The sequence below is a fragment of the Marinobacter qingdaonensis genome (genome assembly GCF_034555935.1).
GTDB lineage: Bacteria > Pseudomonadota > Gammaproteobacteria > Pseudomonadales > Oleiphilaceae > Marinobacter > Marinobacter qingdaonensis.
The window spans coordinates 499,740-513,707 of sequence record NZ_JAYDCJ010000001.1 but is presented as its reverse complement, the minus strand read 5'-3'; the positions used below and the strand labels follow the sequence as shown (position 1 = coordinate 513,707).

The following is a 13,968-nucleotide window of genomic DNA, read 5'->3' as shown; positions in this document are numbered from 1 at the left end:
CGCTGACCGTTAAAATGGCGGCAATATTCCCCAGTTGGCACAAAGGTTGTTCACCGGATAGATGGCACTGATAACGCTCGGAATCAATCACCGCACGGCTCCCGTGGAGTTGCGTGAACGCGTGGCGTTTACGCCGGAGCGGATGGCGGATGCCTTCGCCGAACTGCGCGTGGCCTCCGGTGCCACCGAAACCGCCATCCTGTCCACCTGCAACCGGACCGAGCTGTACCTGGCCGGCGACGACGACTGCGCCCCGGCGGTACTGCGCTGGCTGGCCGGGTTCCACGAACTGGAAGCGGCGGAGCTGGAGCAGTCCCTGTACGTGCACCGGGATGCCGATGCGGTCCGGCATGTCATGCGGGTGGCCGCGGGCCTCGACTCCATGGTGCTGGGCGAGCCCCAGATCCTGGGCCAGCTCAAGGACGCCTACGCCCTGGCCCGTGAGAACGACGCCAGCGGTTCCTTCCTGTCCCGACTGTTTGAGCATTCCTTCTCGGTGGCCAAGCGGGTGCGCACCCAGACCGCTATAGGTGAGAACCCGGTGTCGGTTGCCTACGCGGCCGTCAGCATGGCGCACCACATCTTCTCCGACATGGCCCGCAACCGGGCCCTGTTGATTGGTGCCGGCAAGACCATCGAGTTGGTGGCCCGGCACCTGGCCGATGCCGGCGTGAAGGATTTCCTGGTTGCCAACCGGACCCTGGAACGGGCCCAAACCCTGGCCAGTGCCCACGGCGGCAAGGGTATCCTGCTGTCGGAGATTCCCGAGCACCTGGCCGACGTCGATATCGTTATTTCCTCCACCGCCAGTCCGCTGCCCATCTTGGGCAAAGGCGCGGTTGAGCGGGCCCTGAAAAAGCGCAAGCACCGGCCCTATTTCATGGTCGATATTGCCGTACCCCGGGACATCGAGCCCGAGGTCTCTTCCCTGGCTGACGTATACCTCTACACCGTGGACGACCTGCGCCAAGTGATTGAAGAAAACATCCGGTCCCGCGAGGGCGCCGCCCGGGAGGCCGAGAATCTGGTGTCTGCCGGTGTGCAGGATTTCCTGAACCAGTTGCGTGCCCTGGACGCCGTGTCCACCCTCAAGCAATTCCGGCAGCGGGCCGAGGTTCTGCGCGATGCGGAAACCGAAAAGGCCCTGCGGACTCTGCGCAACGGCGGCGATCCCGAGACGGTGCTGCGCAGCCTGGCCCGTGGCCTGACCAACAAACTGTTGCACGAACCCTCGGTGCAGGTGCGCAAGGCAACCACCGAGGGTCGGCCCGAGGTCACCGAGTGGTTGCGTGAACTGCACCAGCTGGACGCTCTGCAGGCCGACGAGCCGACCACCCCGGAAAAACTATGAAACCATCGATCCAATCCCGCCTCGAGCAGCTCACCGACCGCTTCGAGGAGGTCAGCGCGCTGCTCAGCGACGCCTCCGTCATAGCCGACCAGAATCAGTTCCGGGACCTGTCCCGGGAGTTCGCCGAAATCGAGCCCATCGTGCATTGCTTCGAAGCCTGGCGCGCGTCCCTGGACGACATCGACGCGGCCAATGAGCTGGCCAACGACAGCGATGCCGACATGCGGGAAATGGCCGCCGACGAGTTGGCCGCGGCCCGGCAGAAAAACGAGGAGCTGGACGAGGAGTTGCAGCGCCTGATGCTGCCCAAGGATCCCAACGACGGCAAAAGCGTGTTCCTGGAGATCCGCGCCGGCACCGGCGGTGACGAGGCCGCCATTTTCGCCGGCGACCTGTTCCGCATGTACAGCCGCTACGCCGAGCGTCGCCGCTGGCAGGTGGAGGTGGTCAGCGAGAGCGAGGGCGAGCACGGTGGTTATAAGGAAGTGATTGCCCGGGTCGTGGGTGACGGCGTTTACGGCGCGCTCAAGTTCGAGTCTGGCGCGCACCGGGTGCAACGGGTGCCGGAAACCGAATCCCAGGGCCGGATCCACACCTCCGCCTGCACCGTGGCGGTCATGCCGGAGGCGGACGAGGCCCAGGCGGTGGAGATCAACAAGTCCGACCTGCGCATCGACACCTTCCGCTCCTCCGGCGCCGGCGGCCAGCACGTCAACAAGACCGATTCCGCCATCCGCATCACCCACCTGCCCACCGGCATCGTGGTGGAGTGCCAGGAGGAACGCTCGCAGCACAAGAACCGCGCCAAGGCCCTGAGTTTCCTGGCGTCGCGTCTGCAGAACGCGGAGCTCGAGCGCCAGCAGAAATCCGTGGCTGAGACCCGCAAGAGCCTGGTGGGCAGCGGCGACCGCTCCGAGCGCATCCGCACCTACAACTTCCCCCAGGGGCGGGTGACCGATCACCGCATCAACCTGACCCTGTACAAGCTGGACGAGGTGGTGTCCGGTGACCTGGACGCCGTGGTCGTGCCGCTGCAGCAGGAGCATCAGGCCGAGCTGCTGGCCTCGCTCGCCGATGACCACTAATCCCGCCGACACCTGCGAACACCTTCTGCGCCAGGCCGCGCAGCGAATTGCCGGCGACAGCCCGAGGCTCGATGCCGAATTGCTGCTGAGTCACGTCACCGGCCTGAGTCGCACCAGCTTCCGGGCCTGGCCCGAACGGGTCCTCGCCCCGGACCAGATTGCCGGGTTTGAGACCCTGGTGGCCAAACGGACCCAGGGCGAGCCGATCGCCTACCTGTTGGGTCACCAGGAGTTCTGGTCCCTGCCGCTTGCCGTCAGTCCGTCGACCCTGATCCCCCGATCCGACACCGAGTGCCTGGTGGAGACCGCCCTGGCGCTGTCGCTGCCGAGGGAGGCCCGGGTGCTGGATCTCGGCACCGGCACCGGCGCCATTGCCCTGGCCCTGGCCAGCGAGCAACCGGATTGGCGGGTCAGTGCCTGCGACTGCGTCGACGACGCCGTGGCCCTGGCCCGACGCAACGCCCGCGCCCTTGGGCTGCCCGTCGAGGTGGCGCAAAGTTCCTGGTTTTCCGGCCTGGCACCGGGAAAATTTGATCTGATCGTGTCCAACCCGCCCTATATTGCCAGTGATGACCATCATCTGGGCGAGGGCGATGTGCGATTTGAGCCCGCCTCGGCTCTGGTGTCGGGCCGGGACGGCCTGGACGACATCCGGCTGATTGTCGAGCAGGCGCCGCAGTGGCTTGCCGAGGGTGGCTGGTTGCTACTCGAGCACGGTTACGACCAGGCCGCGGCGGTGGCCAGTTTGTTGCAGGCCCGCGGCTTTGGCGCGGTGGTAAGTCGGAAAGACTATGGCGACCGGGACCGGATGACGCTCGGTCAGTGGGGTGGGTGCCCGAGTCCATCGGGCCAGAACCCAGGCCAGAAAACAGGAGAGCAAGATGCTCAGTGATGACGAGCTGCTGCGCTACAGCCGCCAGATTCTCATGCCCCGTTTCGATGTCGCCGGCCAGGCTGCCCTGAAGTCGGCCCGGGTGCTGGTGATCGGCGCGGGCGGCCTGGGCTGCCCGGTTGCCCTGTACCTGGGGGCCGCCGGTGTGGGCCAGCTGACCCTGGTGGACGACGATGACATCGAACTGGCCAACCTGCAGCGCCAGATTGGATTTGAACAGTCCGAACTCGGCCAGTCCAAGGCCGAGGCCCTGGCCAACCGGGTCCGACGCCTGAATCCGTTGATTTCGGTAACGGCCCTGAACCAGCGCCTGGACGGCGACGCCCTGACCCGGCAGGTGGAAGAGGCCAGTCTGGTGGTGGACTGCTGCGACAACTTTCATACCCGGTTCGCGGTCAGTAGGGCCTGCGTGGCGTCGAAGGTGCCACTGGTTTCCGGCGCCGCCATCCGCGGCGAGGGCCAGCTCTCGGTGTACGACAGCCGCAATGACCTCAGTCCCTGCTACCACTGCCTGTATCCGGAGCAGGGCAACGAGGACCTGACCTGTTCCGAGGCCGGCGTCATCGCGCCCCTGGTGGGCCTGATCGGCTCGGCCCAGGCCATGGAAGCCATCAAACTCATTTCCGGCGTGGGCGAGCCGCTGGTCGGCCGGCTGCTGATTCTCGACGCCTGGCAGATGGCCTGGCGGGAAATGAAGCTGGCCCGGGACCCGGAATGTCCGGTGTGCGGAACGACCCGAGCCTGATCGCAGTGGACTGGTAGGGCCTTCCAAAACCGTGCGGAGCCATGGATGGCGGAGCCGAGCGTACAGGGATGTATTTACAGCGTGTTTTGGAAGGCCCTACCAGGCCGCTGCTGCACCAAAGTCGGCGTCAGTCCTTCAGCGCCTGAAACTTGGCGATCGCCTCCTTTCGACTCTCCTTCAAATCCACGATGGGCCGTGGATAGCCCCCGGGAATCACGCCGCCTTTGCTCGGGTCGTGAATGCGCTTGGCGTCGAGTTTGGCCAGCTCCGGCACCCAGTGGCGCACGAACTCGCCCTTGGGGTCGAAGCGTTCGCTCTGGGTTACCGGGTTGAACACCCGGAAGTAGGGCGCGGCGTCGGTGCCGGTGGACGCGCTCCACTGCCAGCCGCCGTTGTTGGACGCCAGGTAGCCGTCCACCAGTTTCGACATGAAGTAGGCTTCGCCCAGGCGCCAGTCGATGAACAGGTTCTTGGTCAGGAACATCGCGGTGACCATGCGCAGGCGGTTGTGCATCCAGCCGGTCTCGTTGAGCTGGCGCATGGCGGCATCGACGATGGGAATGCCGGTGCGGCCTTCTTTCCAGGCCTCGAACTGCTCGCCTGGCGGGTTCCAGGCCAGGGACTCGGTTTCCGGTTTGAACGCCCGGTGCATACTGACCCGGGGGTAGTGGTAGAGGATGTTGACGTAAAAATCGCGCCAGGCAATTTCGCTGATCCAGGTGGTCAGACCGTCCTGGTTACCGCCCATGCCCTGGGCCTGTCGGGCGGCCAGCAGGCATTGGCGCCCTGACAGCACGCCGTTCGCCAGGTAGGGGGAGAGCTGGCTGGTGCCATCCAGGGCCGGGAAGTCCCGGTCGTCCTTGTACGCGCCGGCGCGCTCGCTGAGGAACGCCTCCAGTTGGTGGTGGGCGGCGTCTTCGCCGGTCTCCACCAGCGCCGGTGGAGCGTCGCGGAACGCGTCGGGAATCTCATCCAGGCGCGCGGGTTTGACCGGGTCGGCAATGGCCTTGGGAATCGGGAAGGGGGTCGGCTGGGTTTCGTCGACCCAGCTGCGCCAGCGCCGGGAGAAGGGGGTGAAGACCGAGTAGGGCTCGCCCTGCTGGGTCAGGATGTCGCCCACCGGCGCCACCGTCTGGTCCCGGTATTTGCAGGTCTCGATGTCCAGGTCGTCCAGTTTCTGTTTCAGCGCCTTGTCCCGCCGGCGCTCGTTCACCCCGTACTCCTCGTTGAAGTGTACCCGGGCGATGTTCTGGTCCCGGCACAGCTGGGTCAGTGGCTCGAGGCTGTCGTCGAAGCGCCTGGCCTGGAGGAAGGTCATGGGGATGCCCAGCTTCGCCAGGTCCTCGGCCAGGGCATTGGCGTGGGCGATGACAAACTGCACCCGGGCCGGGGACCAGTCGTGTTCCTGCCATTGCTCCGGGGTGACCACGAAGCAGGCGTGAACCGGGTCATCGGCCTTGCAGGCGGCGGTGAGGGCGGCGTTATCGGCGACCCGCAGGTCGTTGCGGAACCAGACGAGCTGTGTCATTGCAAATCCTGTATCCCGTTAGGCGTGTTGGCATAGGGGTAAATACATGCCAGTGTCTCAATAAAATCACAGACTTGGATATTCGCTGAGGTGCCATGATTGGATTATAGTAAGTTCAATCCGCCCCAGTGACTGACAGGAGATGTGTGGCGACTATGGATTCCGAAAGCGCCGGCCGTGACGACGGTGTCTGGGCCTTGCCCTATACCCTGGCTTCGGGCCAGACCCAGTATCACGAGCTTGGTCAGGTCCGGCTGTGGGTCACTCTGCTGGACCAGGAGTGGCAGGTCCGCTCCCAGACCCTGGGCGCCGATACCGATCCGGTCACCTGGAGCCAGAGCATTGGCCATACCCTGCCTTCGGCCGACGTGCAGCTGCAGCGTTTTATCCGCAGTGGCGAATCCGAGACGGTCACCTTCATACCGGCTGTCGCCTCCTTGCCCACCGTTATCCGTCCCTATCACCCGGTCACCATCCCCGCCGGCGGCCGTTGCGTGATCTACGTGGGCACGGTGGTATGGATGAAGGTGTGTGTGGGCGAAAGTCAGTCCGTACTGACGGAGATTCCCTTGGGGACGCCGTCGCTGACTTGGGTCGGTCGCAACACCATGGAGGGGGAGCTGTGTTATTCCTCGTCCAGTTTCGCCCGTCTGGTGCTGGAAGCGGTGCCCAAGCGGCCCTGGCGGGCCGTGACCCCGGTGACCATCGTCAACCGGCGCGAGGAACCGCTGCTGCTGGAGCGGTTCAGTCTGCCGACCCCGCTGCTGTCGCTGCACCTGAACGACCGTGGCCAGTTGTGGACCCCGGGAGTCACTGTGGTGTGCGAGACCGAGATGAATTCTGCCAGCCTGAATGTCGACACCAAGCTGTTGCCGGCGGCGGGCGTCTGTCAGCGCGTGGGTCCGGCCCGGGAAGAAATGGCCCGGGGTCGACTGGTGCGCGCCTTCGATCGCATTTTTGGATAACCCCCGCTAGGGAGTACAAGGTTTGCTTGAACAGATACAGGCCGGCGTCATGTCGGTAGTGACAGACATAGCCTGGGGTACCTGGTTCAGCTCGCTGTTCCTGTTGGTCCTGGGCCTGGTGCTGGGCTCCTTTGCCGGGCGCAGTGCGGCCAAGTTCATGGCCCAGCGCAGTACCCGCCATCACACGGTGATGGTCCGCCGGCTGGTGTTCTACCTGATTGTCCTGTTGTTCGCCATGGCGGCGCTGCGGGAAGCCGGGTTTTCGCTTGAGGTGGTGCTGGGCGCCGCCGGTATCCTGACCGTGGCCATCGGTTTTGCGTCCCAGACCTCGGCGTCGAACATGATCAGCGGGCTGTTCCTGCTGGTGGAGAAACCCTTCGAAATTGGCGATGTGATCGAGGTGGACGCCACCATTGGTGAGGTGATCGGCATCGACATGCTGAGCGTGAAACTGCGAACGCCGGACAACCTGTACGTGCGTATACCCAATGAAACCCTGATCAAGACCCGGGTGGTGAACCGGTCCCGGTTCCCGATCCGCCGACTCGACCTGACCGTGGGTATTGCCTACGCTGAAGATGTGGAGCGGGTCGAGAAGCTGTTGCTGGGTCTGGCTGAGCAGAACCCGGTGTGCCTGGAAGAGCCCAAGCCGTTTGTGTTGGTGACGGCTTTTGGGCCCTCGTCCGTGGACCTGCAGTTCTCTTTCTGGGTGCCCAAGGACAAAGTGCTGGATGGTCGGAGCGGCATCATGGTCGGAATCAAGAAGGCGCTCGATCGCGAAGGCATCGAGATTCCCTTCCCCCATACCAGTATTTATGCCGGAAGCCATTCCGAGCCCTTCCGCGTGCAGTTGCTGGGCCCAGAAACCATTGCCAACAAGGAATCCGTGGATGTCGACCAAGACCGTTGAAGTGATCAAACCCATTGCGCCCAAACCCAACGACAACAAGGCTGGGCTGGGCTGGCGGGAGTGGGTGGCGCTGCCGGACCTCGATATCGGCCGCATCAAGGCCAAGGTGGATACCGGTGCCCGCACCTCCTGCCTGCACACCTTTCGCACCGAGCCCTACACCGAGGACGGTGAGCGCCGGGTCCGGTTCTGGGTGCACCCGATCCAGAACGACATGCATCAGGTGGTGGAGTGCGACGCCCGGGTGCTGGATGAGCGCGAGGTGTCCGACTCCGGCGGCCACAAAGAACTGCGTCTGGTGATTGAGACCACCCTGGTGGTCGGTGACCAGAGCTGGCCCATTGAAATGACCCTGACCAATCGGGACTCCATGCGCTTTCGCATGCTGCTGGGACGCACCGCCATGTCCGGACGTGCCCTTGTCTATCCCGAAGCTTCCTATCTTGCCGGCGAACCGGCCCTAAGGACTGAAACATGAGAATTGCGGTGTTATCCCGTAACAAGAACCTGTACTCCACCCGTCGGCTGGTGGAGGAGGGGCTGAACCGAGGCCACGAGGTGCGGGTCATCGATTGCCTGCACTGTTCCATGAACATTACCTCGGCCAAGCCCCAGATCCATTACCACGAAGAGGTGCTGGAAGAGTACGACGTGGTCATTCCCCGCATCGGCGCCTCGGTCACCTTCTACGGCACCGCGGTATTGCGTCAGTTTGAAATGATGGGGGTGTTTCCCCTGAACGAGTCGGTGGCCATCACCCGGTCCCGGGACAAGCTGCGCTCGCTGCAGCTGCTGGCCCGCAAGGGCGTGGGCATGCCGGTCACCGGCTTTGCCAACAAGCCGGACAACGTCCCGGAGCTGCTGAAGATGGTGGGCGGTGCGCCGGTGGTGATCAAACTGCTGCAGGGCACCCAGGGCATCGGCGTGGTGCTGGCGGAGACCCGCAAGGCTGCCGAGAGTGTGATCGAGGCGTTCATGGGCCTGAAAGCGGACATTCTGGTGCAGGAGTTCATCAAGGAAGCCGGCGGCGCCGATATCCGCTGCTTCGTCATCGGTGACAAGGTGATCGCCGCCATGAAGCGCCAGGGTGCGGAAGGGGAATTTCGCTCCAACCTGCACCGGGGCGGCAGCGCCTCGCTGGTGCGCATCACACCCCAGGAGCGGCGCACCGCTATCGCCGCCGCCAAGGCCATGGGCCTGAACGTGGCCGGCGTGGACCTGCTGCGCTCCAGCCGTGGTCCGCTGGTGATGGAAGTGAACTCCTCGCCGGGCCTGGAAGGCATCGAGAATGCCACCGGCAAGAATATCGCCGGCATGATCATCAACTGGACCGAAAAGAACCAGAAACCCTGGAAAACCCGCACCAAAGGGGGAGGCGGCTGAGATGGCGGCACGGGCTCCCTTTGTTATTGGCGATTACGAGGTTCGCGCCGGCACCCGGCGCACGGTGGAAATCCCCGTGGCCAAGCTGTACACCCACACCCCCCTGCACATTCCGGTGGAGGTGGTGCATGGCCGTCGTGCGGGCCCGGTGCTGATGGTGTGCGGGGCGATCCACGGCGACGAAATCAACGGTGTCGAGATAGTCCGCCGGGTGCTCAAGAACTCCGCCCTGCGGCACCTGCGTGGCACCCTGGTGGCGGTACCGATCGTCAACATCTTCGGTTTTGTCCAGCGGACCCGGTACCTGCCGGACCGGCGCGACCTCAACCGCTGTTTCCCGGGCACCGAGACCGGCTCCCTGGGAGGACGCATCGCCTACCTGCTGCGCTCTCAGATCATGGAGAACGTGTCCCACATCATTGACCTGCACACCGGAGCCATTCATCGCTTCAACCTGCCGCAGATCCGGGCCGAGCTGAAAAACCCGGAAACCACCCGCATGGCCGAGGCCTTTGGTGCACCCATCATCATCAACGCCAGCCTGCGGGAAGGCAGCCTGCGGGCCTACGCCGACTCCCAGGACATTCCGGTCATCACCTTCGAGGGCGGCGAGGCCCTGCGCTTCGACGAGGTGGTGATTTCCAGTGGGGTGAAAGGGGTGGTCCGGGTAATGCGGGCCCTGGAGATGATTCCGGCCAAGAAAGGCCCCATGGCGCCCAAGTCCCGTTCCGAGACCGCCGCCAACTCCCAGTGGGTGCGGACCGACATGGACGGCATCATGCGCCCGGTGGCCAGGCTCGGGCAGCGGGTGCGCAAGGGACAGAAACTGGCGATGGTGGCCGACCCCTTCGGCGAATCCGAGAGCGCGGTGCTATCGCCCTGTTCCGGCATCGTCATCTGCGTGAACAACCTGCCGCTGGTCAACGAGGGCGAGGCGATCTACCACATTGCCCGGTTCGATGAGTTGAGCGAAGCGGAAGCTGCCATGAAGCACTTCCGCAGCAGCTACGAATCTGACCTGGCCGACGATGTCCTGCCGGTGCACCCTTGGGACGAGAACCCAAAATGACCGGAGGCCAGCCATGATCTGGGATCAGACCTTCATCGAGCTGGCGCCGCTGCCCCGGGGCTTCCACCTGGTCACCAACGAGGTGCTGGCCCAGGCGCCGGATCTGAGCCATTGCGAAGTGGGGCTGCTGCACCTGTTCATCCAGCACACCTCGGCGTCGCTGGCGGTCAATGAAAACGCCGACCCGGACGTGCGCGGTGATCTGGAGCGCCACTTCAACGTCATGGTGCCGGAAAATGCGCCTCACTACGCCCACGTGATGGAGGGCCCGGACGACATGCCGGCCCACATCAAAAGCGTGCTGATCGGGCCCTCCCTGACCCTGCCGGTAAGCCACGGCCGCCTGGCCCTCGGTACCTGGCAGGGCATCTATCTGTGCGAGCATCGCGACCACGCCAGCGGCCGTCGGCTGGTGGCGACCCTGCAAGGGCGCTGGTAAGTCCCTGTTTTTGCTTTTCCGCTGGAATTCCCGCTTCCGTCTACACTGAGTGTGAGCTTCCACCCATTGTCTGCAGTGAATGGGTGGGAGTTCACCCATTTTTGAGCGGGAATAGCAGGGCTCTGAACAAAAGGCACTGATTTAAAACAATTTTATTAAGTTGGTCTGCTCCTTGCTCAATGACGGTCATCGGGGTTCACAACTCCGTGACGCATCGAACAATCAAAAACGAAACGGGGAGCATCCTCTATGAAAACTCAAGCCGTGATGGCGGCAGCCTTTGCCTCCACTCTCATCGTTGCCAACCCAGCCTCTGCCCAGGACCGGTCCGACTGGCCGGACAGCTTTACCGTGGGCACCGCCAGCCAGGGTGGCACCTACTTCGCCTATGGCTCCGGTTGGGCCAACTTTGTGGCCGAGAACCTGGGCGTATCCGGCGGTGCCGAAATCACCGGTGGTCCGATGCAGAACATGGCCCTGGTGCACACCGGTGACTTGAAATTCGGCCTGACCACCATGGGCCCGGCCCGGGAATCCATGGAAGGCAAGAGCCCGCTCGCACCCGGCATGGCCATGGACAACGTCTGCGCCATGTTCCCGATGTACGAGACACCCTTCTCGGTGACCGCGCTGTCCAGCTCCGGTATCACCTCGATCGCCGACATTCCCGATGGCGCCACCATTGGCTTCGGCCCGGCCGGTTCCACCTCCGACACCTACTTCCCGCGCATGATGGAAACCCTGGGTGTGAACTTCGAGCGTCGTAACGGCAGCTGGTCGGACCTGGGTGGTCAGCTCCAGGACGGTCTGATCGACGTGGTCGCGTTTGCGGCCGGTATCCCGATTCCGGCGGTGAGCCAGCTGGAAGTGCAGACCGACGTGAACATCATCGGCATGACCGACGCCGAGGCCAAGACCATCACCGACAACTTCCCGGTCTCCGAGTTCATTATTCCGGCCGCGACCTACCAGTCCCTGAACGAGCCGTCCCGCGTGGTCTCCATGTGGAACTTCGCGATGGTGAACTGCGACATGCCGGAGAGCTTCGTGTACGAAATCACCAAGCTCACCATGGAGAACAACGACAAGATGGTCTCCATCCACAAGGCGGCGCGCAACTCGGTGCCGGAGAACTACAGCAAGAACAACGTGCTGCCCTGGCACCCGGGTGCGGCTCGCTGGTTCAACGAGAACGGTTACCCGATCGAAGACAGCATGATCAAACAGTAACCAAGCTAGTGGAAGGGTCGCCCCGGCGGCCCTTCCTGCAGTCGTCGACCCCGCGTCGACACCGCTCTTTCAGTAAGCAGGGCTTATCATGACCACAGAACAATACCCCAAAGACGGCGCCTCCCAATCGGCTGCCGGCACGGTGCCGGAAGACGATCACATGCTGGCCCACGATGTGGACGAGGAGCCGGTTGAGGCCAACCGCCGGCTGTTTCAAGGCGGCCTCCTGAAGTTCGTCACCTTGCTGGCGATCGCCTACTCGGCCTTCCACCTGTACACCCTGAACGTGGCACCGCTGGAGACCTGGTCGTTCCGGATTGTCCACATTGCCGGCGCCCTGGTGCTGGGCTTCATTCTGTTTGCCGGCGCCCGTTTTGTGTCCGCCGAGGAGGGCCCCGCGCGTCATCGCTGGACCACCTGGATTGCCGGAATCGCCATGCTGCCGGCCCTGTACACGCTCTACCAGACCGTCAACTTCTACCTGATGGTGCAGGGCGGCGCGATGCGGATCCCGGTCGAGCTGGAAACCTGGCACTACGGCTGGCCCCTGCTGGCGGCCACCGGCGTGGGTATTGTCATGACCTGGTTTCATCAGCGTGAGCGGTCCCGCTTCAGCCTGCCGGACCTGGTGCTGATCGTCTGCTCCCTGGCCGTGGCCGGCTACTTCCTGGTGGTCTACAACACCGCCATGCGCATGTCGACCGGCACCTCCTTTGCGCCGATCGGTATTTCCTTCGCCGCCATTGCCGGCACCGCCCTGATCATGGAACTGACCCGCCGGGTTGCCGGTATGGCCCTGGTCGTCATTGGCCTGGTGTTCCTGGCCTACGTGTTTGCCGGCCCCTATCTGCCGGGCTTCCTCGGCTATCCGGGCCTGTCGATCCAGCGCTTCTTCAGTCAGGTCTACACCGATGCCGGTATCCTGGGGCCGACCACCGCGGTGTCGTCCACCTACATCATTCTGTTCATCATCTTTGCCGCCTTCCTGCAGGCGTCCAAGGTGGGTGATTACTTCGTCAACTTTGCCTTTGCCGCCGCCGGTCGGTCCCGGGGTGGTCCGGCCAAGGTGTCCATCTTTGCCTCCGGCCTGATGGGCATGATCAACGGCACCAGTGCCGGAAACGTGGTGTCCACCGGCTCCCTGACCATTCCGCTGATGAAGCGGGTGGGCTACAGCAAGAAGTCCGCTGGCGCGGTCGAGGCCGCCGCCTCCACCGGTGGCCAGATCATGCCGCCGATCATGGGCGCCGGCGCCTTCATCATGGCCGAGATCACCGGCATTCCCTACACCGAGATCGCCATCGCCGCGATCATTCCGGCGATCCTGTACTTCGCCTCGGTCTATTTCATGGTCGACTTCGAGGCCAAGAAACTGGGCATGCGCGGTATGCGCGAGGACGAGCTGCCGAACCTGAAGCGCCTGATCAAACAGGCCTATCTGTTCGTGCCCATCGTGATCCTGATCGTGGCGCTGTTCCAGGGCTACTCGGTGATTCGCGCCGGCACCCTGGCGACCGTCTCCGCCGCCGTGGTGAGCTGGATCTCCCCGAACAAGATGGGCATTGCCGCCATCCTCCGGGCCCTGGAAATTGCCTCCTACATGGCGATCCAGATCATCGTGGTCTGTGCCGCGGCCGGGGTGATCGTCGGGGTTATCTCCCTGACCGGTGTGGGCGCGCGCTTCTCGGTGCTGCTGCTTGACGTGGCCGCCACCAGCCATCTGCTGGCACTGGTGTTCGCCATGTTCATCTCGATTCTGTTGGGTATGGGCATGCCGACCACGGCTGCCTATGCGGTGGCCGCCTCGGTGGTGGCGCCGGGTCTGGTGCAGCTGGGCATCGAGCCGCTGACCGCGCACTTCTTCGTGTTCTACTTTGCCGTGGTGTCCGCCATCACGCCGCCGGTGGCACTGGCCTCCTACGCAGCAGCGGGTATCTCCGGAGCCAATGCCATGGAAACCTCGGTGGCCTCGTTCCGCATCGGCATTGCCGCCTTCATCGTGCCGTTCATGTTCTTCTACAACGATGCACTGCTGATGGAAGCGGGCTGGTTTGAAGTCGCGCGGGCACTGATCACCGCCACCTTCGGGGTCTACATCCTGTCGGCGGGCGTGCTGGGCTGGTTCGCCCGGGTGTCGGCACCCTGGCTCACCCGCATCCTGCTGATCGTCGCGGCCGTGCTGATGATCGAGGGTGGTATCTGGACCGACTTCGCCGGCTTCATGCTGGTGGTGGTGGCGTTCCTGATGCAGCGCCAGCGGGCTGGCAAAGTGGCCACGGCCTAAGCGCCGGTCCGGTACGGACGGGACGGCCGCGGCATGGCGGTTGTCCCGTCCGAACCCGGACGCTACTCTAGCGGTTTTTGCAGGAAC

General features: G+C 64.0%; 13 protein-coding genes. 12 read left to right on the top strand and 1 reads right to left on the bottom strand.

Annotated features, from left to right (window positions below):
* Window positions 1–61: 61 nt before the first annotated feature.
* The 4 genes from hemA to U5822_RS02340 are packed head-to-tail and all read left to right on the top strand — an operon-like array spanning window position 62 to window position 4,073.
* Window positions 62–1,351 carry a glutamyl-tRNA reductase gene (gene hemA / locus U5822_RS02355; RefSeq protein ID WP_322854014.1) on the top strand — a complete coding sequence of 430 codons (1,290 nt, stop codon included), beginning with the start codon at window positions 62–64 and terminating at the stop codon, window positions 1,349–1,351.
* Window positions 1,348–2,436, top strand: coding sequence for a peptide chain release factor 1 (prfA, locus tag U5822_RS02350; RefSeq protein WP_322854013.1), 1,089 nt, complete (start codon window positions 1,348–1,350; stop codon window positions 2,434–2,436). Before hemA ends, prfA begins: the two co-directional genes overlap by 4 nt.
* Entirely contained in the window at window positions 2,426–3,328 is a 903-nt protein-coding gene (gene prmC / locus U5822_RS02345; protein WP_322854012.1) for a peptide chain release factor N(5)-glutamine methyltransferase, read from the top strand. Before prfA ends, prmC begins: the two co-directional genes overlap by 11 nt.
* On the top strand, window positions 3,318–4,073 hold the full coding sequence (locus U5822_RS02340; protein ID WP_322854011.1) for a HesA/MoeB/ThiF family protein: 756 nt from the start codon (window positions 3,318–3,320) through the stop codon (window positions 4,071–4,073). The genes prmC and U5822_RS02340 overlap by 11 nt, the downstream gene beginning before the upstream one ends.
* Window positions 4,074–4,200: 127 nt before the next feature.
* Here U5822_RS02340 and phrB read toward each other — a convergent pair whose 3' ends face one another.
* Window positions 4,201–5,601 (bottom strand): deoxyribodipyrimidine photo-lyase, encoded by a 1,401-nt coding sequence (gene phrB / locus U5822_RS02335; RefSeq protein WP_322854010.1) that lies wholly within the window; start codon window positions 5,599–5,601, stop codon window positions 4,201–4,203.
* 155 nt (window positions 5,602–5,756) lie between these two features.
* Between phrB and U5822_RS02330 the strand changes: the two genes are divergently transcribed.
* The 8 genes from U5822_RS02330 (at window position 5,757) to U5822_RS02295 (ending at window position 13,881) form a co-directional block, all read left to right on the top strand.
* Window positions 5,757–6,566, top strand: a complete 810-nt coding sequence (locus U5822_RS02330) for a hypothetical protein (protein ID WP_322854009.1) — start codon at window positions 5,757–5,759, stop codon at window positions 6,564–6,566.
* 49 nt (window positions 6,567–6,615) lie between these two features.
* Window positions 6,616–7,476 carry a mechanosensitive ion channel family protein gene (locus U5822_RS02325; protein WP_425258692.1) on the top strand — a complete coding sequence of 287 codons (861 nt, stop codon included), beginning with the start codon at window positions 6,616–6,618 and terminating at the stop codon, window positions 7,474–7,476.
* Window positions 7,457–7,954, top strand: coding sequence for an ATP-dependent zinc protease family protein (locus U5822_RS02320; protein ID WP_322854007.1), 498 nt, complete (start codon window positions 7,457–7,459; stop codon window positions 7,952–7,954). The genes U5822_RS02325 and U5822_RS02320 overlap by 20 nt, the downstream gene beginning before the upstream one ends.
* Entirely contained in the window at window positions 7,951–8,859 is a 909-nt protein-coding gene (gene rimK, locus U5822_RS02315) for a 30S ribosomal protein S6--L-glutamate ligase (RefSeq protein ID WP_322854006.1), read from the top strand. Before U5822_RS02320 ends, rimK begins: the two co-directional genes overlap by 4 nt.
* Window position 8,860: 1 nt before the next feature.
* Complete coding sequence (locus U5822_RS02310) at window positions 8,861–9,928, top strand: succinylglutamate desuccinylase/aspartoacylase family protein (RefSeq protein ID WP_322854005.1); 1,068 nt, start codon at window positions 8,861–8,863, stop codon at window positions 9,926–9,928.
* A gap of 13 nt (window positions 9,929–9,941) precedes the next feature.
* The gene (locus tag U5822_RS02305) at window positions 9,942–10,367 is read left to right on the top strand and encodes a secondary thiamine-phosphate synthase enzyme YjbQ (protein ID WP_322854004.1); all 426 of its coding nucleotides are present in this window, start codon (window positions 9,942–9,944) and stop codon (window positions 10,365–10,367) included.
* Window positions 10,368–10,616: 249 nt separating this feature from the next.
* Window positions 10,617–11,597, top strand: a complete 981-nt coding sequence (locus U5822_RS02300) for a TAXI family TRAP transporter solute-binding subunit (RefSeq protein ID WP_322854003.1) — start codon at window positions 10,617–10,619, stop codon at window positions 11,595–11,597.
* A gap of 88 nt (window positions 11,598–11,685) precedes the next feature.
* Window positions 11,686–13,881, top strand: coding sequence for a TRAP transporter permease (locus tag U5822_RS02295; RefSeq protein ID WP_322854002.1), 2,196 nt, complete (start codon window positions 11,686–11,688; stop codon window positions 13,879–13,881).
* The last annotated feature ends 87 nt before the right edge of the window (window positions 13,882–13,968 follow it).

Bases quoted from the DNA above. Each gene is read 5' to 3' on its own strand.
- U5822_RS02330 (WP_322854009.1), top strand. From the start codon at position 5,757: ATGGATTCCGAAAGCGCCGGCCGTGACGACGGTGTCTGGGCCTTGCCC.
- U5822_RS02300 (WP_322854003.1), top strand. From the start codon at position 10,617: ATGAAAACTCAAGCCGTGATGGCGGCAGCCTTTGCCTCCACTCTCATC.
- U5822_RS02305 (WP_322854004.1), top strand. From the start codon at position 9,942: ATGATCTGGGATCAGACCTTCATCGAGCTGGCGCCGCTGCCCCGGGGC.
- U5822_RS02310 (WP_322854005.1), top strand. From the start codon at position 8,861: ATGGCGGCACGGGCTCCCTTTGTTATTGGCGATTACGAGGTTCGCGCC.
- U5822_RS02320 (WP_322854007.1), top strand. From the start codon at position 7,457: ATGTCGACCAAGACCGTTGAAGTGATCAAACCCATTGCGCCCAAACCC.
- U5822_RS02325 (WP_425258692.1), top strand. From the start codon at position 6,616: ATGTCGGTAGTGACAGACATAGCCTGGGGTACCTGGTTCAGCTCGCTG.
- prmC (WP_322854012.1), top strand. From the start codon at position 2,426: ATGACCACTAATCCCGCCGACACCTGCGAACACCTTCTGCGCCAGGCC.
- U5822_RS02340 (WP_322854011.1), top strand. From the start codon at position 3,318: ATGCTCAGTGATGACGAGCTGCTGCGCTACAGCCGCCAGATTCTCATG.
- phrB (WP_322854010.1), bottom strand. From the start codon at position 5,601: ATGACACAGCTCGTCTGGTTCCGCAACGACCTGCGGGTCGCCGATAAC.
- U5822_RS02295 (WP_322854002.1), top strand. From the start codon at position 11,686: ATGACCACAGAACAATACCCCAAAGACGGCGCCTCCCAATCGGCTGCC.
- hemA (WP_322854014.1), top strand. From the start codon at position 62: ATGGCACTGATAACGCTCGGAATCAATCACCGCACGGCTCCCGTGGAG.
- prfA (WP_322854013.1), top strand. From the start codon at position 1,348: ATGAAACCATCGATCCAATCCCGCCTCGAGCAGCTCACCGACCGCTTC.
- rimK (WP_322854006.1), top strand. From the start codon at position 7,951: ATGAGAATTGCGGTGTTATCCCGTAACAAGAACCTGTACTCCACCCGT.